Raw genomic sequence first — 26,714 nt, forward strand, 5'->3', positions numbered from 1 at the left:
AATTTGTTCTCACGATCAAAATAAAGATTGATTATTCAAGAAAAAAATTGTTTATTAAAATTATAAACTTTTAGTTATGACTATTTTAGATACTACAACATGGATGAAAAAATAAATCTTGATCCAGAAGATAAACGTACTCTTGCTCTCTCTTCTTTAGGAGGTGCACTCGAATTTTATGATTTTGTAATTTATGTATTCTACGCAAAAATCATTGCTGAACTATTTTTTCCTGACTCACTGAGTCCTTTTTGGGCGATGCTCAACACTTATGGAATTTTTGCAGCTGGATATTTCTTCCGTCCTTTGGGCGGTATAATCATGGCACATTTTGGTGATCTAGTAGGTCGTAAACGTCTATTTAGTCTCTCTATTTTACTGATGGCACTTCCCACCTTAGTCATTGGTCTTATGCCAACCTATGCTGAAATAGGTCTCGCTGCACCATTATTATTACTGCTTATGCGCGTGGTACAAGGTATTGCCATTGGTGGAGAAATTCCAGCTGCTTGGACTTTTGTTTCAGAACATGTTTCTGAAAAGAAAATTGGCTTTGCCAACGGTCTACTGACAGCAGGATTATCGTTAGGCATTTTACTGGGATCACTGACGTCTTTATTGATCTCAATCAAGTTCAGTGAAACAGAAATCCATGATTGGGCTTGGCGTATTCCCTTTATTCTAGGAGGTATCTTTGGATTAGTTGCCTTATATCTGAGAAGCTATCTCAAAGAAACACCTGTGTTTAAAGCGATGCAGGCACGTAAACAGCTCTCTAAAGGCCTCCCAGTCAAACAAGTTTTAAGCTTTCATAAATCAGCGGTTTTGATTGGAATGCTCTTTACTTGGTTTTTAACCGGATGTGTTGTGGTGGTGATTTTAGCGATGCCTAATTTACTCACAGCGACATTTGCTTTTCAACGTGCAGATGCATTTCAAATGCAAAGTGCTGCAATCTTAATGCAGATGCTAGGTTGTGTGATTGCAGGATCGCTGGCTGATCGCTTTGGTGCAGGCCATATTATGTTCTGGGGTTCACTGTGCGTTGCAGTTATTTCGGGTATTTTTTATAACAGTTTGGGGCATGGCACACCATCTACTATTTTTAGCTTTTATATGTTACTGGGTTTCTTTTCAGGTACGGTAGGTATAGTGTCTTATAGCATGGTTAAAATGTTTCCTGCTCAAATCCGTTTTTCAGGAATTTCTTTTTCATATAATGTTGCTTATGCCATCGCCGGTGGATTGACTCTCCCATTGGTACAATGGCTCAGTTTATATAGCGATATTGGCGCAATGTACTATATCTTGGTCCTTTGTGGCATCACCCTGATGACAAGTTTAATCTACCAGAAAAAATTTGAAATACATTAAATCACTCGCTTAGACTCAATTGAAGGGATAATTTTAATTTCGAGAAAATGACGGACTTGATTGCGTCCATTCTTTTTTGCTAAATATAATGCTTGATCTGCCTGACGGATAATTTCTTCTTTGGTAATGATAAAAGGATTAATCGAGGCAGCAACACCGAAACTTGCAGTAATGCTGATTTTGCGATGTGTATCCAATAAAATGACTTGTTTCTCAATTGCTTTACGGCATCGCTCTGCGATATCGATAGCTTTAACAAGCTGACCACCTCTGGTCAAAATGATAAATTCCTCACCGCCAAACCGTCCAACAATGTCCTCTTCATGGATATTTTCAGTCAAGATGCCGGCAACTTGTTGTAAAACGATATCGCCAATGTCATGACCATATTTATCATTAATATCTTTAAAATAATCAAGGTCTAATAAGACAATCGCAAAAGAGCTCTGTTGCTGTTTGAGCATATCAATATTCTCACTGATTTTACGGCGGTTAAAAATGCCAGTCAGAGGATCAATAATACTCACATGCTCAATCATTTTCTCCCGTTTGCGCCACTGACTGAGCAGAATTTCAAATAGGACCAAACTTGCAAAAAAAATAGGAATATAAAAATACAGCATTGAATAAACCCAAAACTCATTTTTATACAGTGGCATAGTTAATAATTTTTCACTGAAAATCGGAGCATAGGCAATTTTACCAGTCAGAGTCAACGCAATACTAATAAGAATAAAAATACTAATGGGAACAATAGTTAAATATACAACTCGGCGCTCAAATAATACCAATCCAACAGTAATGAGGCTGACAAAACCTGCAATTGATGCCGGACTGGAAATTCCAATACAATATGCACCATAAATAAAAATCAAACCAAAATATGCAATCGTTATATAAGGAATAATTTTGTCCATAAAAGCAATTTTATTTAAAGACCAAATTAAAAAAATAAATACAAAAAAACCAAATGTAGCTAAAGACAACATGCTGAGATAGGTTTGATAGAAATCTTGATTAATCCACTGTTGTATATCCGTTTTTCCTTGGCTGAAATACCACCATAAAATCCACGAAAAAACGTCAATGGCACCAAGCAATAAGACCAAACTACATTTTTTAAAATTACTCCAATTCAAGATCATACTATCATGTCTTAGGTTTTGTGCAGAGGAAGGTATAACGCCTCTATTTTTTTGCTTCATACTACCATTCACCCTTCAAAAATAGTCAATTACTCTCTATTTTTATTTTTCATATCGATGATTAAAATATAACACTTAGAAAACTCAAAGTAAGTCAATTTTTTAAATAATTCCATTTGTTAATTTTATTTATTTTAACAATAAGACTAAATTGAATAAAACACGATTATTTCTTTGATTTAGCTCAACTCTCATTTAAACCATCTGATATATTTAAACATTTGTATTTGTTTAAATATTAAAAAACAATAAAACAAACAAACCAAATAAAAATATAAAATTACAACAAACAAAAAACCAGCAGACAGCAAAATTAATTTTAAAAACATTTAAAATATAAATACTTACAAAAAATTTTATTTAAGTTTATAAAAATTTATTTTTTAATTCTGTAGTGGCTTGGAATTTTGGATCTTAGCAGAAATATCAAAATCAAAAATTATAATGTGTCGAAAACAGCTTCTTTTTAAAAAATAGATTAAAAAAAGACCATTTTTTATTGAAATATAATTAAAAAGCTTATCCAATATGATCAATATCGATCACAAATACGACAATCGCATGAACGAAATAAAACACCTAAATCATCATCATGTGGCTATTCGCAGATCGTATAACGCACCTTAATTACATCTTGTACTTCGATCCATAAAAATTGATTTTTATATTTGATCTGAATACAGAAATCTTCTGCACCATCATCAAGACCAGATACAGCCCATGTCGTTCCCAGAGGAAAATCATTGAGCCATTTCACTTTATAAAAATCGGATACTGAATCAAAATTAAGATACTTATCAGGTCTATCTACAATATTTTGTGCCAGATTTTCGAATTTTTGCTTTTGTACTCGAACAAAGTCAATCAACATACCCGACCTTTATATCAACTAGATTTGATTATACAACTGACCCAATTGTTTCTTTTTCACTTGTTCCCATTGCCACCATCCAAATGCTGCCATAACCACAAATATTGCATATAAACCCGCAGTCAAAAATAAATCTTTGTAAAGAAACATCGCCACATACACGATATCAACAAATACCCAAAGTACCCAAGTCGCAATGTATTTACGACTGGTCCAATAGGTTGCCAACAAACTAAATGCTGCCAGTTGAGAGTCTAACATCGGCAAAGCTGCATCAGTAAAATAATGCAGTGACAACCCAAATACCAACCCACCTAAAGCTGCAATCAACATTTGAATAAACACAGTACGTATCGCAATTGGTTCAATTCGAATTTCATGATCTTGCTGTTTACCTTTATACCAGTGATAAAAACCATAAAAATTCACCAGCATAAAAAACAGCTGTAAAATCGTTTCACCATATAATTTGAAGGTAAAAAACAGATAAGCATAGAGAACAAATGCAAAAAAGTTAAATAACCAGCACCACATATTACGCTTTATCGTTAAACCAACACCAATCACACTAATAATAACGGCAAAAATTTCTAATGCTGACATGATAAAAAGCGCATAAATATAAGAAAGCTTATTATGAAAAAAAACACTACAAATGCAAGAAAAATGACATATCAAGCTTAAATCGAGATGGGGCATACACCCAACAATAATGCTTTATGATGACAATACTTACAGCCGTTTCTTTTAAGGTGAATTGAACTCGTTCAGATATCTGAGTTAAAGGCTAAAGCAAATTTGAAACATATTTTTTATTTGTAATATAGAGCGCAAGTCATAGTTAAAAACAAGTTTTTTAGAAATTTAGTGATTTTTATCAATTCAATACAACACTATGATGTGCTTTTAATTTAAACTAATCAATCATCCACAAATAATGCGTTCAGGACATACTTGATTCAGATAAATGCTCAAGAATTCAGCTTAAACAAGACCTGATGAATACTTTTTAAGATATTAAAAAATAGCCGAAATCTGATTTTTTTAAAGCGCGTATTTATCATTCGTTAAAAAATATACACAGCATATTTGAATCGCCGCTTTATATATTACACCTTAAAAATATCTATAAAAAACATAGATTAAATTTGAGTATTATTCATTGATACTGGTCACATTTTGATCTTATTTACGAGATTTAACACTTGTTTACGTGAATACCAATGAATTAACAGACAGAACCGTCTACTATCACACTTAAGTTATGAATCTTCCCCAAAATTCATAACATTTCTCCTTAACCGAACTGTGAAAGCAGATTCGTTGTTCTACGCAATGATCACCCCAATCATTGCGTATTTTTTTGTCTACAGTTCCGTCTGTTAACTCCAACAGTTATAAGGAATCATTGAACAAAATGCAAGCAATCATTTTCAAGCAAATTTTCCACTATTAAAAATGATAAGATATTGATTTTAATTACAATCAAAAAATATTTAGTTGCAATATTTCGACAAAATCGATAGACTTTATTTATTAATTGAATTAATTGATGATAATTGTCGGATTAGTTCAAATTTAAAATACGATCCACAAAAACTTTTAACAATAATTTTGAGCAAAACAATTATGTGGGAATTATTTACACATTCATCGAACTTAGTTTTTAGTGTAAGTCTCTGCCTGATGTTATTGTTGGGGTTGGTCGAATGTTTACTTCTTATTATTGGTTCAAGTAGTCAAGGTTTTTTAGACCAATTTGTTCCTGATCAGCTTCTCGAAGTCCATCATCCAGATATTGATCTGCATACAGAACATGGTTTTGTTGTACAACTTTTGGATTGGCTTTATTTAGGACGAATTCCTGTCTTGATATGGTTGATTATTTTTTTAACTGTTTACGCACTATTTGGCTTTATTGCTCAAACCATTTTTTATCATTTTACAGAACATTATTTTTCTATTTGGGTGATTGCACCAGCCAGTCTTTTCTTATGTATGCCGATCGTTCGGCTATGCGCAGCATTTATCTCCAAAATTTTACCTCAAGATGAAACCACTGCCATTTATAGTGATGAGTTGATTGGTCGTACGGCACAGATTGTTCTAGGCGAAGCCAAACAGAACTACCCTGCTCAAGCCAAAGTCATCGATCAATTTGGACAAACGCATTATATTTTGGTGGAACCTGAATTAGACCAAGTCTTTTCACAAGGTCAATCCGTAATTCTCACCCAGCGAACAAAAGTAGGTTTTCAAGCAATTCTTGATTAATTTTTTAATAACAAACGAAGGCATAATAAAATGTTGAATTCAAATTTATATCAAATACTGGTTTTAGCGGGCATTGTGCTCGCAGCACTGATCATTATTGGCGTGATCATTGCCCGTTTATATAAACGTTCGAGTAAAGAAGTCTCCTTTGTTCGTACTGGTTTTGGTGGTGAAAAGGTCATTTTGAATGGTGGTGCAATTGTACTTCCTGTTTTACATGAAGTGATTCCTGTCAATATGAATACACTACGACTTGAGGTTAAACGTGCGACGGATCAAGCATTGATTACTCGAGATCGCATGCGTGTGGATGTAATGGCAGAATTCTATGTTCGTGTAAAACCTACCGCAGAATCAATTGCTACGGCAGCCCAAACGCTAGGCAAAAAAACAATGTCACCACAAGAACTAAAAGACTTGGTTGAAGGTAAATTTGTTGATTCTCTACGTGCAGTTGCAGCTGAAATGGCAATGGAAGAGTTACATGAGAAGCGCGTAGACTTTGTTCAAAAAGTTCAACAAGTGGTCTCAGAAGATTTATTTAAAAATGGTTTAGAACTTGAAACTGTTTCTTTGACAGGTTTGGATCAAACCAGTTTTGAATATTTTAATCCACAAAATGCCTTCGATGCTGAAGGTTTAACGAAATTAACCGAAACTATTGAAGACCGTCGTAAAAAACGAAATGACATCGAACAAGACAATGACCTTGCCATCAAGGCCAAAAACTTAGAAGCTGAACAAGCGCGTTTGCAAATCCTTCGTGAAGAAGAATATGCAAAAATGCAACAAGAACGTGAAATTGCCATTCGTAAAGCTGAACAGTCTGCTGAAATCGCGACCCAAGAAGCGGCAAAAAAACGTGAAGCCGAAGAGGCGCGTATTGCCGCTGAACGTGAAGTTGAAATCAAACGCATTGCTTCAGCACGCGATGTTGAAAATGAAAATATTCAAAAAGCACAGTTGATCCAAAAAGCACAAGTAGAGCAGAAGAAAACGATTGAGCTTGCTGAACAAGACCGTGCCATCGCGATTGCTGAAAAATCACGCGCGGAATCTGAAGCAAAAGCCTTGGCAGATCAAGCACGTGCGCAAGCAGTAAAAGCGGAAGAAGAAGTGACAACTGTTCGAGAAACTCAACGCGCTGAACGTTTGAAAGCAGTTGAGCTGGTGGCGGCAAAACAGGTTGCTGAAACAGATGCGATTGCTATCACTGTTGCAGCAGAAGCATCAAAACAAGCAGCCGTAGATGATGCAGAAGCTGTACGTATTGCAGCACAAGCTGAAGCAGAAAAAGTTCGCTTAAAAGCCAAAGGTGAAGCTGATGCAAAAATGCTACTTGCAGCCGCTCAAGAGAAACAGTATCAAGTGGATGCTGAAGGTACGCGTGCAGTGAACGAGGCCAATAATGTCCTTTCATCTGAACAGGTGGAGATGCAAATTCGTTTAGCCTTATTGAAATACCTTCCTGAAATCATTCGTGAAAGTGTTAAACCTATGGAGAATATTGATGATATCAAGATCCTTCAAGTCAATGGCTTAGGTGGTGTTGCAGGTGCAACAGGAACAGCTGAATCTGGTGAGCAAAATCAGGTTGCTCTTTCAGATCAGGTCGTCAACAGTGCCCTACGTTATCGCTCACAAGCACCTTTAATTGACAGCTTAATGAACGAGTTAGGTATCAAAGGTGGTGATATCAATGGTTTAACTCAATCATTAAAACCCAACAATGATTAATTGATCAGTTCGATATAGCAACATTATTGAGCTCCTGAATATAGGGGCTCTTTTTTATTGGCTGACATTGAATGCCCAAACACTGACGATTTAAATCTCAGTCTTGATCTAAATAAATGATGCTATAGCACAGATATTTCTTTTAGAATCGAGTGCTTGATCCCTTCAGTTTGGTCGAAATACCATGCCTATTTTTCAGCTCGATACTACAATCTAAAAATGACCTGGTTTATTTTTATTCTAGGTGCAATGCTTGCAGGCTTTATACAAGGTTTAACAGGTTTCGCTTTTGCTTTAATTGCGATGTCTTTTTGGGTCTGGGTATTGCCACCGCAACTGGCAGCCCCCTTAGTGGTCTTCGCTTCCCTATGGAGTCACCTGATTGCACTCGGACGAGAACAAAAACATACCTTTTCTTTTTCCTTGCTGCTGCCCTATCTGATTGCTGGATTAATCGGTGTTCCATTGGGCACTTACCTCTTGCACATGATAGATGGCAACAGTTTTAAAACCTTACTTGGGCTTTTTTTAGTGATTTGGTGTCCAATTATGCTTTTTGCACCTGAATTTCCTCGCATTCAGGCATTCGGAAAACTCGCAGACGGCTGCATCGGCTTTCTAGGTGGAGTGTTAGGGGGATTGGGTGGTTTTTGTGGTGCGGCACCTTCTGCATGGGTCATGCTTAAAAATTTACCTAAAGCTCAACAGCGCTATATTCTCAGGCACTTTAATTTTGCTATTCAGTTATTTACGATATTGGTCTATTGCTATCAAGGCGCGATTCAAAGTTTACATTTACCTTATTTAGCACTGATTATTGTTACAGTCAGCATCCCTGCAATGATGGGTGCTCAAATGTTTTACAAAATTTCTGAATTACAATTCAAACGTATCGTACTCAGCTTGCTTTTCTCTTCTGGGTGTTTCTTGTTATTCACATCGCTGATTTCACTTGCATCATCTAGATAAGACACTTTTACAATCTTATATTTTGAAAAAAGTGTCGATCAATTTACTTAAGCGGACCTCATCTTGCCCAATCCATTTTTTGTTTAAGCACATTCCTGTGTTGCATACGATGCATTACTTTGTTTTGCTCATTTTCCCTCACTCAACATGGCAACATCCATGCCGCCCGCGATAGCAATATCAGTTAAAACTGACTGGTAGAAAAAATCAAAGACCATTTTATATTCAGTGAATCCTACTGACTGTTATAACTTGATCAAATCTTGGAGGTTTTCGAACTCAAGGTTCACCCCCATTATGTTTGGCCATCAACGCGCCCATTCTAGATATAGGCAGATCACCTAGCACAGAATGGGCAGAATTTGATCCAGTAAAATTAGATTCGGGTTTTACTGAATTAGGATAGTTGTGAATTTTGACGCTCTTTTGGAGATACCTTTTGAGACAGGGATATCGCTGCTTGAGGGCTGAAATGATCATTTAACAATGCTTTTCTCAAACCAAACATATAGAGCAAAATAATCACAGAGAATGGCAAACCACAGAGTACAACTGCGCTTTGCATTGAATGGAAACTCCCTGCCAATAACAGACCAACACTGACCAATGTAATCACCACTGACCAGAAAATTCGTAACCAGATCGGTGAGTCGCTTTCACTACTTCCACCTTTGGTAGATAAATTCGCAATCATCAATGTCCCTGAACCCACTGGCGTTAAAAATAGGACAAAACAAATCACGACCACAATACCAGCCACATAAGGATTGAAAGGTAAATACTCCAGCAATTTAAATAAGGACAAAGCAGGATCGGTTAATACCATATCACCCAGAACTTTTTGTTTCTGATTCAATATTAAATCAATCGCAGTATTTCCAAAAATTGAAAGCCAAGCCAGAGTAAAACCAAGTGGAATAAGGCATACACCCAATACCACTTCACGAATCGTACGACCTTTTGAAATACGGGCAATAAACATTCCAACAAATGGCGCCCAAGCAATCCACCATGCCCAGTAAAATACCGTCCACGATCCCAACCATCCGCTTGCTTTTTGATTGTATAAATACACGTCAAAGCTTTTCACTACAAAATGATTTAAATAATCACCGATATTTTGCACCAAACCATTTAACAAATGGTTGGTTGGTCCAGTTAAAAATACGAAAAGTAATAAAGCATAGAGTAAGCGTAAATTGATCCGTGAAAGCCAGGCCAAGCCTTTTTCAATACCCACCACAGTAGTGATCGTCGCAACAACCATCATCACCAAAACAACACTGATCAGCGTAACATTGTTATCGGGAATCTCTGGAAGTAAATAACTGATTCCTGAAACAAGCACCAAAGCACCAATCCCTAAATTGGTGACTAGAGAAATAACGGTGGCTAAAATACCAAAGCCATCAACACAGTCACCAATCAAACCATAGATTTTTTCACCAAAAATTGGATAAAGTGCTGAGCGTAAGGCTAAGGGTAAATCTAGGCGGAAAGCAAAATAACCCAGAGTCACACCCAATAAGGCATATAATACCCAACCATGAATACCCCAATGTAAAAAGCTATACATCATTGCATCACGTGCAGCCTGAATGGTTCCACCCTCTCCTTCTGGAGGACGAAGAAAGTGATCAACAGGTTCTGCAACACCATAGTAGAGTAAGGCGATCCCAATACCGGCAGAGAACAACATGGATACCCAAGCCAGATAGCCAAACTCAGGTTTATCATCATCTTTACCTAATGGAATTTGTCCAACGCGTGAAAAAGCCAGCCATGCAACAAAACCAATACAGCCAACAATGACCAACATATAATACCAACCAAATAATTGATTGGTCTGCTCCTGTACATAGGTCAGCCAAAACTGGCTTTTTTCAGGAAACAAAACAAACAATAACCCAAAAATACCGATACTGACTGCTGAACTTCCAAATACAAATAAATTTAATCGAACATGCTCAGATTCCGATCCATCATGACTTTTTGACACCATGCTGTTGCTCCTTGCAAACGGTGTATTTTCTTAAAAAATAATATGATAGACATTTTTTCGACTTAGCATTTCAACCTCTCAGGAGCTTGAATTTGCCATTTAGATCTTCTATTGCCCATCAAAAAATTGTTGATTTTTGCAGATTATACTTTTTATTGATTGAACGTTCAATCAATAAAAAGTATGATTAAAATGCTATGATGCTCTATATCGAGAAATGTTAGATAAAAACCCTGTTATTGGGTGAATGGATAAACATGACAAAGCGTAGAGTAAAACCAGAGCATGTGCGACGTGAAGAAATTATCAATGCCGCATTTAATGTGATTTATGAAGTGGGATTGTCCAATACAACCATTGCACAAATCGCAAAAAAAGCTGAATTATCAACGGGTATTGTGAGTCACTATTTTGGTGATAAACAAGGATTAATAAATACCTGTATGCAAGAAATGCTCAACGTTTTGCGTCGAAAGACCGACCAATATAAAGCTGAAGCAGATCCGCATCCGGAAAGCCAAATCAAAGCAATTATTGATTCCAACTTTGATATCAGCCAGGTTAACAAACAGGCAATGCGCGTCTGGTTGGACTTTTGGTCCGCAAGTATGCACCTCGCTGAACTGGGGCGCTTGCAACAGATTAATGACCAACGCCTGTATTCAAACTTGAAGTTTCATTTCCTCAAGTTATTGGACAAAGATCAGGCAAGTATTGCTGCTCGTGGATTGGCAGCTTTGATTGACGGATTATGGTTGCGTGGCAGTTTAAGCAGTCATGATGAATTTGACAGCCAACTGGCACGATCCATTGCTTACGATTATGTAAAAACGCAATTGCAATTTGCGCAGAAACCTTTGCAGGAGAGACAGAATGAGTGATTCACAAGTTCATCAATTGTATATCCATGGTCGCTATGTTGCCGCGACCAGTGGTAAAACATTTAATAGTATTAACCCTGCCAATGGTGAGGTGATTGCAACACTTCAGCAAGCTGCACAACAAGATATTGAAACTGCTGTTCAAAGTTCGCAACAGGGTCAAAAAGTTTGGGCAGCCATGACGGCGATGGAACGTTCACGTATTTTACGCCGTGCTGTAGATATTCTCCGTGAGCGTAATCACGAGCTCGCCCACCTAGAAACGCTCGATACAGGTAAAGCCTATAGTGAAACCTCGACTGTGGATATTGTCACAGGGGCTGATGTTCTAGAATATTACGCAGGGCTTGCCACGGCGATACAGGGTGAACAAGTTCCGCTTCGTGATTCCAGCTTTTTTTATACCCGTCGTGAACCCCTGGGTGTGGTTGCAGGCATTGGTGCTTGGAACTACCCAATTCAAATTGCACTGTGGAAATCTGCTCCTGCCCTTGCTGCGGGGAATGCCATGATTTTCAAGCCAAGTGAAACTACCCCGCTTACTGCCTTTAAACTTGCAGAGATCTATACCGAAGCAGGTCTTCCAGATGGCGTATTTAACGTTGTACAAGGTGCAGGTCGTGAAATTGGACAATGGCTGACAGAACATCCTGTAATTGAAAAGATTTCTTTTACTGGCGGTGTAGAGACAGGCAAGAAAGTCATGGCAAGTGCTGCAGGTTCAACCCTGAAAGAAGTGACAATGGAACTGGGTGGTAAATCACCATTGATCATTTGCAACGATGCTCATCTAGAGCGTGCCGCTGACATTGCAGTCATGGCAAACTTCTTTAGCTCAGGACAGGTATGTACCAATGGGACACGCGTATTTGTACCTAAATCTTTACTCGCTGACTTTGAACAAGCAGTTGTTGAACGTGTAAAACGTATTCGCATCGGTGATCCGATGGCAGAACACACCAACTTTGGTCCGCTCACCAGCTTCCCACATATGGACAAGGTATTGTCTTTCATTGAGTCAGGCAAACAACAAGGTGCAAAACTGCTTATCGGTGGTGGACGTACAACTGAAGGCGATTTAGCCAAAGGGGCTTATGTCTTACCGACTGTTTTTAGCAACTGTCAGGATGATATGCGCATCGTTAAAGAAGAGATTTTTGGTCCTGTGATGAGTATCCTCAGTTATGAAACAGAGGAAGAGGTCATTCGCCGTGCCAATGACACCACATTTGGTCTTGCAGCGGGTGTGGTTACTCAAGATATCAGCCGAGCACACCGCATTATTCACCAAATTGAAGCTGGAATCTGTTGGATCAATACTTGGGGCGAATCTCCTGCGGAAATGCCTGTCGGTGGCTACAAGCAATCAGGTGTAGGTCGCGAAAATGGTTTGACCACACTCGGACATTACACCCGCATCAAATCTATTCAAGTTGAGTTAGGTGAGTATCAAAGCATTTTCTAATGCACTTATCTGGTAACTTTCAATCCATCCCATGTGCCATGTCATCACTTGATTGCATTGGCACCTTTAAAAAATACAAAAAGGATAATTATGAATACTCAATCCTATGATTACATTATCATTGGCGCAGGATCTGCCGGAAATGTATTGGCTACTCGCTTAACTGAAGACAAAGATGTCACTGTTTTATTATTGGAAGCGGGTGGTCCTGACTATCGTTTAGATTTTCGTACCCAAATGCCTGCTGCCTTGGCATATCCACTACAAGGTCGTCGTTACAATTGGGCATATTTAACCGATCCAGAACCCCATATGAACAATCGCCGTATGGAATGTGGTCGTGGTAAGGGCTTAGGTGGCTCTTCATTGATCAATGGCATGTGCTACATCCGTGGCAATGCGATGGACTTAGACCAATGGGCAACACACAAGGGTCTTGAAGATTGGACCTATGCAGATTGTTTGCCTTATTACCGAAAAGCTGAAACACGCGATATCGGCGGTAATGACTACCATGGTGCCAATGGTCCAGTTTCTGTGGCTACACCTAAAAATGGCAACAATGTACTGTTCCATGCCATGGTTGAAGCAGGCGTTCAAGCAGGCTATCCCCGTACAGATGATTTAAACGGTTATCAACAAGAAGGCTTTGGTCCTATGGACCGTACCGTGACACCGAAAGGTCGTCGCTCAAGTACAGCTCGTGGTTATTTGGACATGGCAAAAGGTCGATCAAACTTAACCATTGTCACCCATGCAACCACCAATAAAATTCTTTTTAATCAGAAACAAGCCGTCGGTGTCGAATATATTCTGGGTGCGGATCAAACCAACCTAAAACAAGCCCAAGCGAAACGTGAGGTATTATTGTGTGCAGGTGCGATTGCATCACCACAAATCTTGCAACGTTCGGGGATCGGTCAAAGTACTTTCCTGAAATCAATGGACATTGCTGTGGTTCATGATTTGCCAGGCGTGGGTGAAAATCTGCAAGACCATTTGGAAATGTATTTACAGTACAAATGTAAGCAGCCCGTTTCTCTCTATCCAGCGTTGAAATGGTACAATCAACCTGCAATTGGTGCTGAATGGCTCTTTAATGGCACAGGCATTGGTGCGAGTAACCAGTTCGAAGCAGGTGGCTTTATCCGTAGCTCAGACGAGTTTGATTGGCCTAATATTCAGTATCATTTCTTGCCAGTAGCGATTAACTACAACGGCAGTAATGCTGTTAAAGAACACGGTTTCCAAGCCCATGTTGGTTCAATGCGTTCACCCTCTCGTGGTCGAATCAAACTCAAATCGAAAAATCCATTTGAACATCCAAGTATTTTGTTCAACTACATGTCAACAGAACAAGACTGGCGTGAATTCAGAGATGCGATCCGTATTACCCGTGAAATCATGCAACAGCCTGCATTGGATGCCTATCGTGGCGATGAAATCAGCCCTGGCAAAAAAGTGCAAACCGATGCAGAGCTCGATGATTTCGTGCGAAACCATGCTGAAACGGCGTACCACCCTTCTTGCAGTTGCAAAATGGGCGAAGATGAAATGGCTGTGGTAGACGGTCAAGGACGAGTTCATGGTTTAGAGGGCTTACGTGTAGTAGACGCTTCAATCATGCCATTGATCATTACTGGAAACTTAAATGCAACCACCATTATGATCGCAGAAAAAATTGCAGACCAAATCCGTGGTCAAAAGTTACCACGATCTGAAGCGGGTTATTACAAGGCAGGAACAGCGCCTGTACGCCAGGCTCCTTTACGCCAAATTCATTCATAGAAATCTATATTGCGCCAGCTGAGTGACCACTGAGCTGACGCATTAATCAAGGACGGATAAGATGAAAAAGCAATTACTATTTCTCATTTCATGCAGCATGTACGTTCAAGGCATCTATGCAGACGAATCAAGTACAGTCACGACATCTCCGTATAGTGCAAATCTGACCATAGCAAGCCAATATGTTTCACGTGGTTTCCAACAGACTTGGGGGAAACCCGCTTTACAAGGTGGCTTAGACTACAACCATAGCAATGGCTTTTTTGCCGGAACATGGGCATCCACAGTCAGTGATGATTTTATCCGGGACGCAACTGTAGAATGGGATGTTTACACTGGATATCGACGCAGTTTCGGAGAGCTGACGCTCGGTACAAAAGTCGCGTATTACTATTATCCTGGTGCAAAAACCACAGCAGAAACAGCACATTCCCGATTTAACTATGGAGAAATCATTCCTGAAATTAGTTATGGTCCATTCAGCCTGAAATATGCCATCACCTATACACAAGATTATTTCGGCAATAACTCTGACACCTTGGCGATTGGAAACAATCAACACTCTCGTGGCTCTGGATATCTGGATTTGAATTGGTATCAGCCCCTCATCCAAGGTTGGTCTGTAAATGCACACTACGGTCATCAACGTATTCGAAACTTTTCTGATGCTAACTTTCAGGATGCCAGTCTGACCATCAGTAAACAATTACCTTATCAGATTGCAAGCAGTTTGAGTTATAGCAAAGCCTGGGATCAAGATGGTTTTTACCAGAGCTATAGTAATGGCAATCCAAATGCTAAAGTTTCCAATCCGATTGACTCAACAGTGACCTTTGCACTCACAAAAACTTTTTAGTTTTCCCAATCAATGATCATCGTTGAGTATTACTGCTCTATGAGAGCATTTAAAATCTAAATATTTTTTAATTCACTTCCCTTTTTAGCATGACTCATCCTCATGCTTTTTTTTATGAATCTATAGTGAAACAGCTAGAGGATTCTTACAGGTGATTTCATTTCAAAATTTCATATCCAATAAACTTTATATTTTTTATACAAATTGATTGCCAGAAGATATCGTAATTCATTTAGATTGTACTTTTCAGTCATTGCTGGTTTGCGATGATGCAGTGACATGAATGTCACCATGCCGGACAGCACGATATGAGCAAAAGCCAAAGCACTGCTGTGTTTACAGCGCAAAAATGCAGTTCAACAGAAATTGGTTGAGTAAAGTGAGGCATCGCCTGCTTAAATCACTTTGAACTTTAAGTTAAAGCATGGCAATAAAAGCTTTATGCCATCCCACAATAGTTTCATCGTATTGAGCCACAAAAAAATATATTTTAATGCATGAGTTTTTTAACAGATTGACAATATATGCTTTGCACCTTATCCCAAGATAAAACAGGAGCGTACCGATAGATCATAAATATAAAATAAATCGTTAAATAACAAAATCATACAAACATTTCACTCATTGCAGCTTTTGTGCTGCGCCGCTCTTTATAAACCAATGATCTCACTCTATTTTTTAGACTTTTAGATGATTTTATCGACAGTCTGACATATTTTGTGACGTGATATTCCCTATTTATTTTCAGGTTTTTTATCGTTTTTATGATTTAACAATGTATTCCTGCGAACTTTTACTTTAAAATACACCGACTATCTTTTCGTAATTCGTCACCACCTTGCGCCAAAGCAACTGTTTTATGCGTGGTAGCACGAATAAACATGCCTTTGAAAATTCGCGTGGCTAATAATTGTAATGACTCAAGCAACTCATCATCCTATGGAATCCATTTCCAACATCCGTGTATTGGATGAATGGCAAGAAGAAATTCCAGAGGATTTATACATTCCTCCCGCTGCATTCGAAATTCTGCTTGAACATTTCGAAGGACCGCTCGACTTTTTAATTTACCTGATTCAAAAAAACGGTTTTGATCTTTTACAACTGGATATCGCTCCAATTGCAACACAATATCTGTCCTATATGGACAATATGAAATCGCTGAATATTGAACTCACTGCAGACTACATGGTCATGGCGGCACTGTTAGCGGATTTAAAATCACGGTTACTGTTACCAAAACCAAAAACAATCCAGATTGAAAAAGATCCAAAACAAGAACTTATTGATCGTTTAGAAACCTATTTACGTATTAAACAAGCCGCCGAACGGTTAGGGCAAATGCCTGTTTTAGATCGAGACACTTTTGCCAGTCATGTCGCGATAGGTGAAATCCCTAAAGTATATGAGGGCTATGACGTCAACATGCTAAAAGATGCCTTGTACTGCATTTTTAACCGTCCCGAACCGATTACCCACAAAATTGAGCAAGAGCCTGTACTGCTTGAAGAACGTATTGCCTATATTGAATATATGACTCAATCAGGTGGGGTGCTCAGTTTCCAAGAATTGCTTAAACCAAACCAAGGTCGTATGGGCATGGTGGTGACATTTATGGCAATCTTAGAACTGACGCGTCAGCAAAAAGTACAAATTATTTCATCTGGTGTCGAAGCTCCTCTTTCCATTCAAGGTGCAAACGCATGACCATAGATCAAAATAATGTATTTAATGTTGATGAATTACATCATGAAGTTCTCATGCAACTTGAAGCGATTATCTTTGCAAGTGACGCCCCTGTTTCTCTAGCACGTTTAAAAGAAGCATTTCAAAATCAATATTCCAAACAACAGTTGCAACAGTATTTACAGCAGTTGTCCGTTTTACAACATGGTCGCTCCATTGAGTTGATTGAAACCGCTCAAGGCTATCGTTTTCAGGTCCGTGCAAAGTACCGCAACATGATTGCACAGGTTTGGCCTGATCGACCAACCCGATTATCTCCATCACTGTTGGAAACTGTTGCAGTGATCGCTTATCATCAGCCTGTAACCCGCGCTGATATTGAGCAAATACGAGGAGTGACAAATAATAGTCAAATACTCAGGACTTTATTTGATTGGAACTGGATTAAAGAATCTGGTTACCGTGAGCTCCCAGGAAGACCCGCGTTGTTGATAACGACGCCACAATTTTTAAATGCCTTTGGTCTAGTGTCTTTGGATCAATTGCCTCCCCTACAGGACGCCAAGGAAGCTTTTATGGCTTTGGATGCGCAAGCGCCAAAGTCTTAAATAGGTGCACTGTTGATGATTATTTCTAAGGTTATGCTGTCATGAGTGAAAAATTGCAAAAGGTGCTCGCACGAGTTGGTCTGGGCTCTCGCCGTTATATGGAAGAGGTCATTGCCGCTGGTCGTGTAAGTGTCAACGGGCAGGTTGCTCAAGTGGGTGAACGTATCGAACCAGGTGATGAGCTTCGCATCGATGGTCGTAAGGTTCAGTTCCAAATTGAAGATGAAATCCGTCGTCGCGTATTGATTTACTATAAGCCAGAAGGTGAAATCTGCTCGCGTAATGATCCAGAATCTCGCCCGACCGTGTTTGATCATTTACCGCCAATTGCCAACGATCGTTGGGTCATGGTGGGTCGTTTAGACATTAACTCTACCGGTTTATTGCTTTTCACAAACGATGGTGAGCTTGCCAATCGTTTAATGCATCCCTCAAATGAAATCGAACGTGAATATGCCGTTCGTGTCATGGGAGAAGTCACGCCTCAACTTAAAAACAACATGATCAATGGCGTTGTTTTAGATGATGGTCCAGCTAAATTTGAATCTTTCTCTGAAATTGGTGGTGAAGGGATCAATCGCTGGTACCAAGTCGTTGTGAAAGAAGGTCGTAACCGTGAGGTTCGCCGTATTTTTGAATCACAAGGTTTAAAAGTAAGTCGCTTACTCCGTACACGTTACGGTACTGTGATTTTGCCTCGTGAACTTCGTACAGGTCGTTGGATGGAACTGGATAAAACTGATATTGATAATTTAACCAAAGCGGTTGAATTAAAACCACGTCAAGGTACGGGTCTATTTGGTATGGCAAAACGCCGTACAGAACGTATGCAAGACAAACCTATGGCTGCACGTCGTGGCGGTTTCCTTCGTCAGCAACGTCGTGACAGTGAAGGTGAACAACAATATAGCCATAATGAACAGCGCGACTTTAAAACAGGTTCAAACCAATATGGTCAAAACCGCAGTGAAAACCGTGCTGATCAGCGTAATGAACGTTCTGAAAACCGTTTCAATAAAGTACGCTCGAGCGGCAACAGCTACAATCACGATCGTGCTGATAATCGTGGGAACAGCTTTAACAGCAACCGTTCTGAAAATCGCTATGGTACGCAACAAAACCGTAACCGCTCAGATGAGCGTTACAGCAATGATCGTCGAGACTATGCAGACCGTCAAGAACGTAATGAACAACCTGAAAAGAAAAAACCTTTTGTCGTGACGAAAGGTTTTAAGAAGTTCTAAAACACTCGAATACTTCAATATAAAAAGCCACTCAATTGAGTGGCTTTTTAATTAAATGTAAATCAAGACAGATGTTCAACCGCAGCTTGAGGAATTGCACTCAACAGACGTTTGGTATATTCATGTTTTGGTGACTGATACAATTCATCAGAATTGGCGATTTCGACAATATCACCATGATTCATCACCATGATTTGATCAGATATATATTTCACTACAGATAAATCATGTGAAATGAAAATATAGCTTAATCCAAACTCATCCTGTAAGTCTTGAAGTAGATTTAACACCTGCGCTTGTACTGAAACATCCAATGCGGATACCGACTCATCACAGATCAAAATTTCAGGCTTCAGTGTTAAACAGCGGGCAATTGCAATCCGTTGACGCTGCCCTCCAGAAAACTCATGGGGATAACGATCGAAAGCTTGAACCGGCAAACTGACTTTCTCTAATAACGCTAAGGCAAACTGCTTACGTTCTATATCGTTTGCACCAATGCCATGAATCTGCATCGGTTCCATCAGGATCTGTCCAACGGTAAATCGTGGATTCAATGAAGCATACGGATTTTGGAAAATAATCTGAATTTTACGTTGATATTGGGTAAATTCTTTTTCAGACATTGCCAAAATATCTTTTCCTTGAAAAAACGCCTGACCGCCCGTTGCTTGCTGTAGACGCATGAGCAATAAACCAATTGTAGTTTTACCGGATCCTGACTCACCGACTAAACCTAAAGTCTTTCCTTTCGCCAATTGAAATGATGCACCTTTCACCGCTTGATATTCTTCTTTTCCAAAGAATCCTTTACGGCTAAAAAATGACTTTTTTAAGTCCTTAACTTCTAGAATAATTTCTTCACCACCCACCAAGCCACGCGTTCTTTCCAGCATTTTTGTTTCTGCTAAATCACCATCTTCAAGCGAATGTGGTTCTTGCCGCTCAAGAAAATCACTGATGACAGGTAAACGAAATGGACGTTGAGACAATGTTGGTCGGCATAACAATAAAGCTTTGGTATATGGATCCGTGGGGTGTTCAAGCACCTCTCTGGCTAAACCTTGCTCACGAATTTCGCCATGACGCATCACAATCACTTGATCCGCAATCTCACTCACCAAAGCCAAATCATGAGTAATGAATAGCATCGACATTTGACGGCGTTTGCGCAAAGCCTCTAACAAATCTAAAATTTGCTTTTGGATGGTAACATCTAGTGCTGTGGTCGGTTCATCCGCGATCAGTAATTTAGGTTCACATGCAATCGCCATTGCAATCATGACCCGCTGCTGTTGTCCCCCCGAAAGCTGATTGGGATAAGCATCGATCTTGGTTTCTGGGGATGGGATCCCCACTTCAGTGAGTAACTCGAGCGCACGTTGGCGTGCTTGTTTTCGCCCCATATTTAAGTGAATGCGTAGAATTTCAGCGATTTGATCCCCCACAGTAAACACAGGATTAAGCGATGACATCGGTTCCTGAAAAATCATGGCAATATCTTTACCGCAAATCTTACGCATTTGTTGGGTTGTCAGACACAGTAAATCTTGACCTTCAAACATAATTTTACTTTTTTCAGCAATATAAGACTGATCTTTGGGCAAGAGTCCCATTGTTGCCAGAGACGTTACTGACTTACCGCTGCCCGACTCTCCCACCAATGCCACTGTGGTATTGGCAGGAATCTGAAAAGAAATGCTTTTTACAGTTTCAATGAGTTGCTTATTTTCCCCCTTAAAACTCACACTGAGATCTTGAACACTCAGCAGTACAGGAGGTATCACATGTTGTTCTGACATCTATATACTCCTTATTTTATTTTAGGGTCTAATGCATCGCGTAATGCATCAGTAAACATTGAAAATGCTGTAACCAGTACTGCCATCGCGACTGATGCTGCAACCAATTGCCACCATTTACCGAGTATGAGCTCGCTCTGTGCTTCATTCAGCATACTGCCCCACGACACAACTCCGACAGGAACACCAAAACCCAGAAAACTTAAGATTACTTCGGATTTAATAAACCCAACCACTAAAATTGACATTTGAACCAATGCAATATGACTGACGTTTGGAAAGATATGCACGAACATTCGCCTGAGATGGCTAACCCCAATAGCTTTGGCGGCCAGTACATACTCACGTGAGGTATGTTTCATATATTCAGCACGAATTAAGCGAAACACACCTGTCCAACCGGTTAAGCCCAGAATCAAAACGATAGATAAAATCCCTTTCTGCTGTAATACAGCTGCAATCGCCAAGACCAGTAATAAATAGGGAATAGAGGTAAAAATACTGTAGAACCAATTGAGTAGATCATCGACCCATCCGCCAAAATAGCCTGCAATCGCACCTAAAAATGTACCAATAACCACAGCCAACAATGCAGAAACCAGCCCAACCACAATTGAAGTTTCAGCGCCTTTAATGGTCTTTAGTAAAACATCCTGTCCCCACTTGTCTGCACCGAAAGGCAAGGTTTTTTTCAATTCACTTTGCTGATCCAGCAAATGTCCACCCAATTGCTGATCAATGACCTTCATATCCTCGGCAAGTGGATCTTGTACACCATAATAATCTACTGTACCACCTGAAGCCTGCTCAGTGGCAATTTGGGCATTCAGTTCTTTGATCACGTCTTTTAAAGGGTCAACAGGGTTTTCAGGTAATGCTTCTGCATTGACTGCTTTTTTAGCTGTATTTTGTAGTGTTTGATCTGCTCCCATAAAGGTAGGAGGTGCATAACTTTCGGCAACCTCTTTGTTCCAGTTAGAAGCGATGACACCTGTCATGGATAAAATCAAGATGATGAAATAACAGAACAATACCCCTAACGACACCATGGCAACACGATCAGCTTTTAATCGTCGCATAGCCAAGCGCCATAGCCCCGGAGAAGCTTGCTGTTGTGTTTCTACTTTTTTAGATAAAATTCCAAGCATCATCCCACCTACTTCAACTGTACGCGTGGATCAACCACTTTATAAATCAAATCAGCGATGAGATTAAAAATCATGGTTGCGGCTGCGACATACACAGTAATGGCTTTAATCACAGGAAAATCACTACGCTCAACTGCAATGATGATTTCACGCCCGATCCCTGGAATCCCAAAAAAACGCTCAATTAAGAATGCGCCGATTAACAAACCAGGCAGACTTGCCATCACATCAGTGATAATCGGAATTGAAGCATTACGAAGCACATGAATCCCCAAGATACGTCCTTCCCCTACGCCTTTTGCACGAGCAGTTCTGACATAATCCTGATTGACTTCATCTAAGACGAAACTGCGGTAAAGCCGTAATGTTGGTGCAATGCTGACCACCAACATAATGAGAATCGGCAATAAGGCATACTCAAATAAATTCTCAGTCAGACTGTCACTCCAGCCTTGTACTGGGAACCAACCTAGCTGATAAGCCAGACTATATTGAAATACGATGATGTAGACCAAAATACTGATCGACATCCCAATGGTACACAACAGCATCACCATTCGATCCGTTAAAGAACCACGGACCGATGCAACAGCCAATGCCAAAATGATTGAAATCACAGTTTGTAAAATCGTCAACGGTATAATGATGGTCAGTGACGGTCCTAGACGGGTCAAAATAATATTTGAAACGGACTCACCTGTACTCCAACTAAAACCATAATCAAAGGTGACAATCTGTTTAATAAAAATCCAAAGTTGGATGTAATAGGGCTGGTCGACACCCAATTGCTGTCGAATGTTTTCAATTTGTTCTGGATTCGCCATTTTCCCCGCAAGAATATATGCCGGATCGCCCCCAACCCAATTGAATAAAAAGAAGATCAGCAACACAACTCCCAACATGGTGGGAATCATCTGCCATATACGACGTATGATGTATGCCAACATAGTTCTAATTCCCTTTAGTTACGTTGTCCCGTAATTTCCTGAAAAAATGCCCTGTTATCCGGTGCTCTGCCCAGGAAATCGACCACCAATTGTTCAGCTTTCTTTTGCCCACCTTGTGACAGAATTGTTTTACGATAGCGTGCGCCAACTTCAGGATTATTTAAGTTATCGCCAAATGCGGAAAGCATGTCCAAGGCCAAGACTTCAGACCACATATAACCATAATAACCGACCTGATAGCCCCCCATAATATGACCAAACTGACCCGGGAATTCTGTTGTAGGCACATAGCCTAGAGCCGTTTGGGCTTCAAGATTTTTCCAAACATCCATGGGCTGGGTTTTTAATGCATGGGCAGTATGTAATGCCATATCGTATTGCGCATATAAGGTCTGACGTGAATAGAACAAGCCACGCCCATAGTTTTTAACCGCTTTGAGTTTTGCAATCAGTTCATCATTAATGCGTGGACATGCAGGTTTACAATAATCTGCCAAGGTAGAAAGCGTTTCTTTACGACGAGCCCATTCCTCGTACATTTGGGAAGGTGCTTCCACAAAGTCACGCTCTACAGAAGTTCCTGACTGCGAGGCATAACGCGTATTTGACAGAATGCCATGTAAAGCGTGACCAAACTCATGTACAAATGTTTCCAGTTCATCACTGTTTAAGCCTTTACGGTTAAAGTTGGTGACCAAAGCAGAAATGGGCTTTCGCTGGGTCAATGTACTTCCGCCTCTTACTCCCCAAACCGCAGCGTGACCATATTTACCTTCACGTGGAAACTTATCCATATACAGACCACCTAAAAGTTGACCTGTCTGCTTATCGATTACATCGTAGTATTCAACTTCATCTTGCCAAACATCGACTTTGGCAGGCTTAAACTCGATTCCATATAGGTGAGATGAAATGGCAAATAACCAGTCTTGCGACGCTTGGGTTGGAAAATACTCACGCATTTTTTCTTGATCAATTTGGTACTTATGCTGACGTAATTTTTCACTCCAATACGCCTCACTCCAACGGTTAATTTCAGCTTTTTCTACAGGAATATTCAAGGTTTTAGCTTTGAATTCGCGAAGAGCCTGTACTTCTTTTTGTTCCAATGGAGCAACGGTATTGTGTACCTCTTTGAGAAACTTATTTACTGTTTCAGGATTTTGCGCCATGCGATTTTTCAATGCCCAATCGGCATAACTGGCTTTACCAAACAGTTGTGCCAATTCATAACGCAAATCAATGGCTTGTTTAAGCAGGACTAAATTCTTTTCTGTTCCACGGCGTGTATAGGCGATTTGATAGCGTTTACGGGCATCATCACTGTCTGCCAACTCCATAAAAGGACGATATTCAGGATAATCAAACCCCAATAAATAGTCGCCCTTTTCACTTTTCTTTAAATTTGAGATATAACTTTCGGGTAAACCTTTCAGCTCGGCAGGTGTGAATTCTAATTTTTCTGGATTATCACGAATGTTTCGCGCATATTCTTGTTGAATCTTGGTCAATTCATCCAAAATCACTTTTAAACGGGCTTGTTTTTCCGTCGAGAGCTGAACGCCTGTATCTTCAAAACCATCCAAAATATCTTGGCGATATTTACTGTCAATCTCGTTCGTGGCTCTGGTTTTTTTAATCTGCTGATATAGTTGGGCATCTTGATAGACTTCCGTCTGGAATTGGCTAATTTTAACCTCACAATCCTCAGCGGCTTTGCGTAATGCTGCATCGGGATCGACATTGCTCATCAAATTGATCGGTCCATAAAAATCTTCAAACTCAGCAAAAATCTGATCCCATTTTGCCAACACATTTCCGGCTGGTGCATTGTTTTTGAGTTTGAGCGTGGCAAATTCAGCAAGTTTGCTTTTTACATTGGCAATTTTCGCATCACACTGAGCTGGAATATCTTTTGCTTGAAACTTCGGTAAAGTACTGCGTTCAGGTTGTGCATATGTCCACTGTCCCCAACTGACCGATAACATACATAACGCACTCAGCTTAAATATCTTCATTTTCATCTTTTCTCCAATCTTCAATTTATTTTCAAAATTCAATCTGTTTATTTTTTCAGCCACCGCTAAACATTACTTTTTCATATCAAAATACATCCATTCTGAGGGAAGAATGGGATGCTTTTTAAATCCAATCACACGCGGTTGCGCCAAAGCATTTCGGTAACGTGTCGATGCCATTTGTACAGGCATATAGACTTCCAATATTCTTGCCATTTTGCGATAGAGTGCATCACGCTCAGGACCTGGCTTTAACTTTTGAGTTTGTTCATACAGGCGATCATATTCAGGTATTTTCATGCAGGCATTGTTGGTAGCATGAATATTCTTGCTGTAGAACAGTTGCATAAAGTTGTCAGCATCAGGATAGTCGGCAACCCAGGCAGAACCTTTAAACATGGTTTTACATTGTTTTTCAGCTTTTAGACCTTCTGCAAAAGGCAAAGATTTGGTGGTCATTTTAACTTTGATATTGTCTAAGGTTTTTTTCCAAAATTCGGCACTCTGCTGACTGCGTGCACTGCCCCCATAAACGGCTAATTCAATCACCAACGGCTTACCATCAGGCAGGGTTCGCCAACCATCTGCCCCCACCTTATAGTGATAACGATCGAGAAGTAAATTGGCTGCTTTGACTGAATAAGGAATACTGGTTTTATAATTGGGATCATGTCCCACTACGCCATAAGGGACGGGGAATTGTAATCTTTGTGCATCACCTTTCATTAAAATTTTAATCTGATTGTCTGGTGAATACGCCATTGCCATGGCACGACGTAAGGCTATTTTTTCCTTACTTAAACCACCGACGATAGGGTTTTGCATATTCCAGTAATAATAATCAATCGAAGGATCGACAATTCGGGAAAGTTGAATGCCTTTTTTCGCCAGTTCAGGCTTGAGCTGACCATCCTGAATCGCTTGAACAGTTAAATCACCATCCAGAACAAACAAGTCTGTTTCATCTTTGCTAAACGACAACCAGCGTGATTGCGCTTCTTCCATCACTTGAATATCAACCACACCGATTTGTGGCATCTTTTTGCCTTTCATTGCATCGACAATTTTCTGGTCTTCGGGCGTAGAAGCTTTGAAATCCCAAACATAGCCACGGTAATCAGGATTTGCCTTTAAAATAATACGTGAGCCAGGAATCCACTTGGTCAAAATATAAGGACCTGTACCTACCGGATGAGCCATGGCAAAACCCGATTTATCGCGATAATGTTCAATTACTTCCCGAGCCACTGCACCTGCGGGTTGATGTGCCAAAAGCATGGGAAAGTTTTGATCAGGCTGTTTTAATTTAATCACCAAGGTATATCGATCTGTTGCCTGAAGTCCCGCAACGGGTTGATCATAATCAAACTTTCCGGTTTTTTTGGCTTGCTCAAGAACTTTATCGATCCCCACGATCTTGTCATCCAGCAACCAACTATTGGGTGAATGTAAACTTGGATCTAATAAACGCTTGTAGGAATAGACATAATCTTGTGCAGTTAATTCTCGCGCCTTACCTTTAAACACTGGATCTTTTGCAAAGTAGATGCCTTTTTTAATTTTAAAAGTATAGGTCAACCCATCCGTACTCACATCTGGTAACGCGACAGCAGTACGCGGCACCAATTTGGCAGGCGATGCCAGATAATCATAGGTATATAAGCCTTCAAAAATTGAATTATGCACATGTGCAGAATAAAGATCTTGTGTCCCGGCTGGATCAAACCCCGTTTCAGCAACAGGAAAAACATAACGTAAAATCTTATTTGGATCTGCGGGATTTTTGGCAAAAATGCTCACCGTGCCTGTAAGCATCATACTGCCCAACACTACACTTGA

General features: G+C 39.8%; 20 protein-coding genes and 1 pseudogene. 11 read left to right on the forward strand and 10 right to left on the reverse strand.

Going from position 1 to position 26,714, the window contains the following annotated elements; translation table 11 throughout:
• The first annotated feature begins 99 nt into the window (after window positions 1-99).
• A complete protein-coding gene (locus tag OSH00_RS17795) occupies window positions 100-1,374 on the forward strand; it encodes an MFS transporter (protein WP_266131536.1) in 1,275 nt (424 codons plus the stop codon).
• Here the strand turns inward: OSH00_RS17795 and OSH00_RS17800 are convergent.
• The 3 genes from OSH00_RS17800 to pnuC form a co-directional block, all read right to left on the reverse strand.
• Window positions 1,371-2,513 carry a GGDEF domain-containing protein gene (locus OSH00_RS17800; protein WP_266131610.1) on the reverse strand — a complete coding sequence of 381 codons (1,143 nt, stop codon included), beginning with the start codon at window positions 2,511-2,513 and terminating at the stop codon, window positions 1,371-1,373. The two genes, OSH00_RS17795 and OSH00_RS17800, sit on opposite strands and share 4 nt — an antisense overlap.
• A 664-nt stretch (window positions 2,514-3,177) precedes the next feature.
• Entirely contained in the window at window positions 3,178-3,450 is a 273-nt protein-coding gene (locus OSH00_RS17805; protein WP_266131537.1) for a hypothetical protein, read from the reverse strand.
• Between the two features lie 18 nt (window positions 3,451-3,468).
• Window positions 3,469-4,053, reverse strand: a complete 585-nt coding sequence (gene pnuC / locus OSH00_RS17810; protein WP_266131538.1) for a nicotinamide riboside transporter PnuC — start codon at window positions 4,051-4,053, stop codon at window positions 3,469-3,471.
• A 1,026-nt stretch (window positions 4,054-5,079) separates the two neighbouring features.
• On the opposite strand from pnuC, the gene OSH00_RS17815 reads away from it, so the two are divergent.
• The 3 genes from OSH00_RS17815 to OSH00_RS17825 all read left to right on the forward strand — a co-directional run bounded on the left by OSH00_RS17815 (window position 5,080) and on the right by OSH00_RS17825 (window position 8,430).
• Window positions 5,080-5,724, forward strand: a complete 645-nt coding sequence (locus OSH00_RS17815) for a YqiJ family protein (protein WP_266131539.1) — start codon at window positions 5,080-5,082, stop codon at window positions 5,722-5,724.
• A 30-nt stretch (window positions 5,725-5,754) separates the two neighbouring features.
• Window positions 5,755-7,461 carry a flotillin family protein gene (locus OSH00_RS17820; protein WP_266131540.1) on the forward strand — a complete coding sequence of 569 codons (1,707 nt, stop codon included), beginning with the start codon at window positions 5,755-5,757 and terminating at the stop codon, window positions 7,459-7,461.
• A gap of 219 nt (window positions 7,462-7,680) precedes the next feature.
• Window positions 7,681-8,430 carry a sulfite exporter TauE/SafE family protein gene (locus OSH00_RS17825; RefSeq protein WP_266131541.1) on the forward strand — a complete coding sequence of 250 codons (750 nt, stop codon included), beginning with the start codon at window positions 7,681-7,683 and terminating at the stop codon, window positions 8,428-8,430.
• 397 nt (window positions 8,431-8,827) lie between these two features.
• On the opposite strand, the gene OSH00_RS17830 is transcribed toward OSH00_RS17825, so the two are convergent.
• A complete protein-coding gene (locus tag OSH00_RS17830; protein ID WP_266131542.1) occupies window positions 8,828-10,432 on the reverse strand; it encodes a BCCT family transporter in 1,605 nt (534 codons plus the stop codon).
• 257 nt (window positions 10,433-10,689) lie between these two features.
• On the opposite strand from OSH00_RS17830, the gene betI reads away from it, so the two are divergent.
• The 4 genes from betI to OSH00_RS17850 all read left to right on the forward strand — a co-directional run bounded on the left by betI (window position 10,690) and on the right by OSH00_RS17850 (window position 15,422).
• On the forward strand, window positions 10,690-11,313 hold the full coding sequence (gene betI, locus OSH00_RS17835; protein ID WP_266131543.1) for a transcriptional regulator BetI: 624 nt from the start codon (window positions 10,690-10,692) through the stop codon (window positions 11,311-11,313).
• The gene (gene betB, locus OSH00_RS17840) at window positions 11,306-12,778 is read left to right on the forward strand and encodes a betaine-aldehyde dehydrogenase (protein ID WP_266131544.1); all 1,473 of its coding nucleotides are present in this window, start codon (window positions 11,306-11,308) and stop codon (window positions 12,776-12,778) included. Before betI ends, betB begins: the two co-directional genes overlap by 8 nt.
• A gap of 90 nt (window positions 12,779-12,868) precedes the next feature.
• On the forward strand, window positions 12,869-14,566 hold the full coding sequence (gene betA, locus OSH00_RS17845; RefSeq protein WP_266131545.1) for a choline dehydrogenase: 1,698 nt from the start codon (window positions 12,869-12,871) through the stop codon (window positions 14,564-14,566).
• A 61-nt stretch (window positions 14,567-14,627) separates the two neighbouring features.
• Window positions 14,628-15,422 (forward strand): TorF family putative porin, encoded by a 795-nt coding sequence (locus tag OSH00_RS17850; RefSeq protein ID WP_266131546.1) that lies wholly within the window; start codon window positions 14,628-14,630, stop codon window positions 15,420-15,422.
• Between the two features lie 793 nt (window positions 15,423-16,215).
• Here the strand turns inward: OSH00_RS17850 and OSH00_RS17855 are convergent.
• Window positions 16,216-16,350, reverse strand: a complete 135-nt coding sequence (locus OSH00_RS17855; protein ID WP_265092650.1) for a hypothetical protein — start codon at window positions 16,348-16,350, stop codon at window positions 16,216-16,218.
• Between OSH00_RS17855 and OSH00_RS17860 the strand changes: the two genes are divergently transcribed.
• From OSH00_RS17860 to rluB, 3 genes and pseudogenes are all read left to right on the forward strand, one after another.
• Complete coding sequence (locus OSH00_RS17860; RefSeq protein ID WP_266131547.1) at window positions 16,338-17,129, forward strand: segregation and condensation protein A; 792 nt, start codon at window positions 16,338-16,340, stop codon at window positions 17,127-17,129. The genes OSH00_RS17855 and OSH00_RS17860 overlap by 13 nt on opposite strands.
• Window positions 17,126-17,716, forward strand: coding sequence for an SMC-Scp complex subunit ScpB (scpB, locus tag OSH00_RS17865; protein ID WP_196074827.1), 591 nt, complete (start codon window positions 17,126-17,128; stop codon window positions 17,714-17,716). The genes OSH00_RS17860 and scpB overlap by 4 nt, the downstream gene beginning before the upstream one ends.
• A 41-nt stretch (window positions 17,717-17,757) precedes the next feature.
• Window positions 17,758-18,616: pseudogene (gene rluB / locus OSH00_RS17870) on the forward strand (23S rRNA pseudouridine(2605) synthase RluB); the annotation flags it as partial.
• A gap of 406 nt (window positions 18,617-19,022) precedes the next feature.
• Here rluB and OSH00_RS17875 read toward each other — a convergent pair.
• From OSH00_RS17875 to OSH00_RS17895, 5 genes are all read right to left on the reverse strand, one after another.
• A complete protein-coding gene (locus OSH00_RS17875) occupies window positions 19,023-20,762 on the reverse strand; it encodes an ABC transporter ATP-binding protein (RefSeq protein ID WP_266131548.1) in 1,740 nt (579 codons plus the stop codon).
• Window positions 20,763-20,773: 11 nt separating this feature from the next.
• Window positions 20,774-21,910 (reverse strand): ABC transporter permease, encoded by a 1,137-nt coding sequence (locus OSH00_RS17880; protein WP_266131549.1) that lies wholly within the window; start codon window positions 21,908-21,910, stop codon window positions 20,774-20,776.
• A gap of 8 nt (window positions 21,911-21,918) precedes the next feature.
• Window positions 21,919-22,857, reverse strand: coding sequence for an ABC transporter permease (locus OSH00_RS17885; protein WP_266131550.1), 939 nt, complete (start codon window positions 22,855-22,857; stop codon window positions 21,919-21,921).
• Window positions 22,858-22,871: 14 nt separating this feature from the next.
• Window positions 22,872-24,881 carry a M3 family metallopeptidase gene (locus OSH00_RS17890; protein ID WP_266131551.1) on the reverse strand — a complete coding sequence of 670 codons (2,010 nt, stop codon included), beginning with the start codon at window positions 24,879-24,881 and terminating at the stop codon, window positions 22,872-22,874.
• Window positions 24,882-24,947: 66 nt separating this feature from the next.
• Complete coding sequence (locus OSH00_RS17895) at window positions 24,948-26,693, reverse strand: ABC transporter substrate-binding protein (RefSeq protein WP_420909547.1); 1,746 nt, start codon at window positions 26,691-26,693, stop codon at window positions 24,948-24,950.
• Between the last annotated feature and the right edge of the window lie 21 nt (window positions 26,694-26,714).

Origin of the sequence: Acinetobacter nematophilus (genome assembly GCF_026344175.1) — a bacterium.
GTDB classification, from domain to species: Bacteria; Pseudomonadota; Gammaproteobacteria; order Pseudomonadales; family Moraxellaceae; genus Acinetobacter; species Acinetobacter nematophilus.

What these genes read in the sequence shown, in the direction of transcription:
- OSH00_RS17890 (WP_266131551.1), bottom strand. Translation starts at nt 24,881, where the DNA reads ATGAAAATGAAGATATTTAAGCTGAGTGCGTTATGTATGTTATCGGTC.
- OSH00_RS17795 (WP_266131536.1), top strand. Translation starts at nt 100, where the DNA reads ATGGATGAAAAAATAAATCTTGATCCAGAAGATAAACGTACTCTTGCT.
- scpB (WP_196074827.1), top strand. Translation starts at nt 17,126, where the DNA reads ATGACCATAGATCAAAATAATGTATTTAATGTTGATGAATTACATCAT.
- betA (WP_266131545.1), top strand. Translation starts at nt 12,869, where the DNA reads ATGAATACTCAATCCTATGATTACATTATCATTGGCGCAGGATCTGCC.
- OSH00_RS17850 (WP_266131546.1), top strand. Translation starts at nt 14,628, where the DNA reads ATGAAAAAGCAATTACTATTTCTCATTTCATGCAGCATGTACGTTCAA.
- OSH00_RS17815 (WP_266131539.1), top strand. Translation starts at nt 5,080, where the DNA reads ATGTGGGAATTATTTACACATTCATCGAACTTAGTTTTTAGTGTAAGT.
- OSH00_RS17895 (WP_420909547.1), bottom strand. Translation starts at nt 26,693, where the DNA reads ATGATGCTTACAGGCACGGTGAGCATTTTTGCCAAAAATCCCGCAGAT.
- OSH00_RS17830 (WP_266131542.1), bottom strand. Translation starts at nt 10,432, where the DNA reads ATGGTGTCAAAAAGTCATGATGGATCGGAATCTGAGCATGTTCGATTA.
- betB (WP_266131544.1), top strand. Translation starts at nt 11,306, where the DNA reads ATGAGTGATTCACAAGTTCATCAATTGTATATCCATGGTCGCTATGTT.
- OSH00_RS17805 (WP_266131537.1), bottom strand. Translation starts at nt 3,450, where the DNA reads ATGTTGATTGACTTTGTTCGAGTACAAAAGCAAAAATTCGAAAATCTG.
- OSH00_RS17885 (WP_266131550.1), bottom strand. Translation starts at nt 22,857, where the DNA reads ATGTTGGCATACATCATACGTCGTATATGGCAGATGATTCCCACCATG.
- OSH00_RS17825 (WP_266131541.1), top strand. Translation starts at nt 7,681, where the DNA reads ATGACCTGGTTTATTTTTATTCTAGGTGCAATGCTTGCAGGCTTTATA.
- OSH00_RS17860 (WP_266131547.1), top strand. Translation starts at nt 16,338, where the DNA reads ATGACTCAAGCAACTCATCATCCTATGGAATCCATTTCCAACATCCGT.
- betI (WP_266131543.1), top strand. Translation starts at nt 10,690, where the DNA reads ATGACAAAGCGTAGAGTAAAACCAGAGCATGTGCGACGTGAAGAAATT.
- OSH00_RS17820 (WP_266131540.1), top strand. Translation starts at nt 5,755, where the DNA reads ATGTTGAATTCAAATTTATATCAAATACTGGTTTTAGCGGGCATTGTG.
- OSH00_RS17875 (WP_266131548.1), bottom strand. Translation starts at nt 20,762, where the DNA reads ATGTCAGAACAACATGTGATACCTCCTGTACTGCTGAGTGTTCAAGAT.
- OSH00_RS17880 (WP_266131549.1), bottom strand. Translation starts at nt 21,910, where the DNA reads ATGCTTGGAATTTTATCTAAAAAAGTAGAAACACAACAGCAAGCTTCT.
- pnuC (WP_266131538.1), bottom strand. Translation starts at nt 4,053, where the DNA reads ATGTCAGCATTAGAAATTTTTGCCGTTATTATTAGTGTGATTGGTGTT.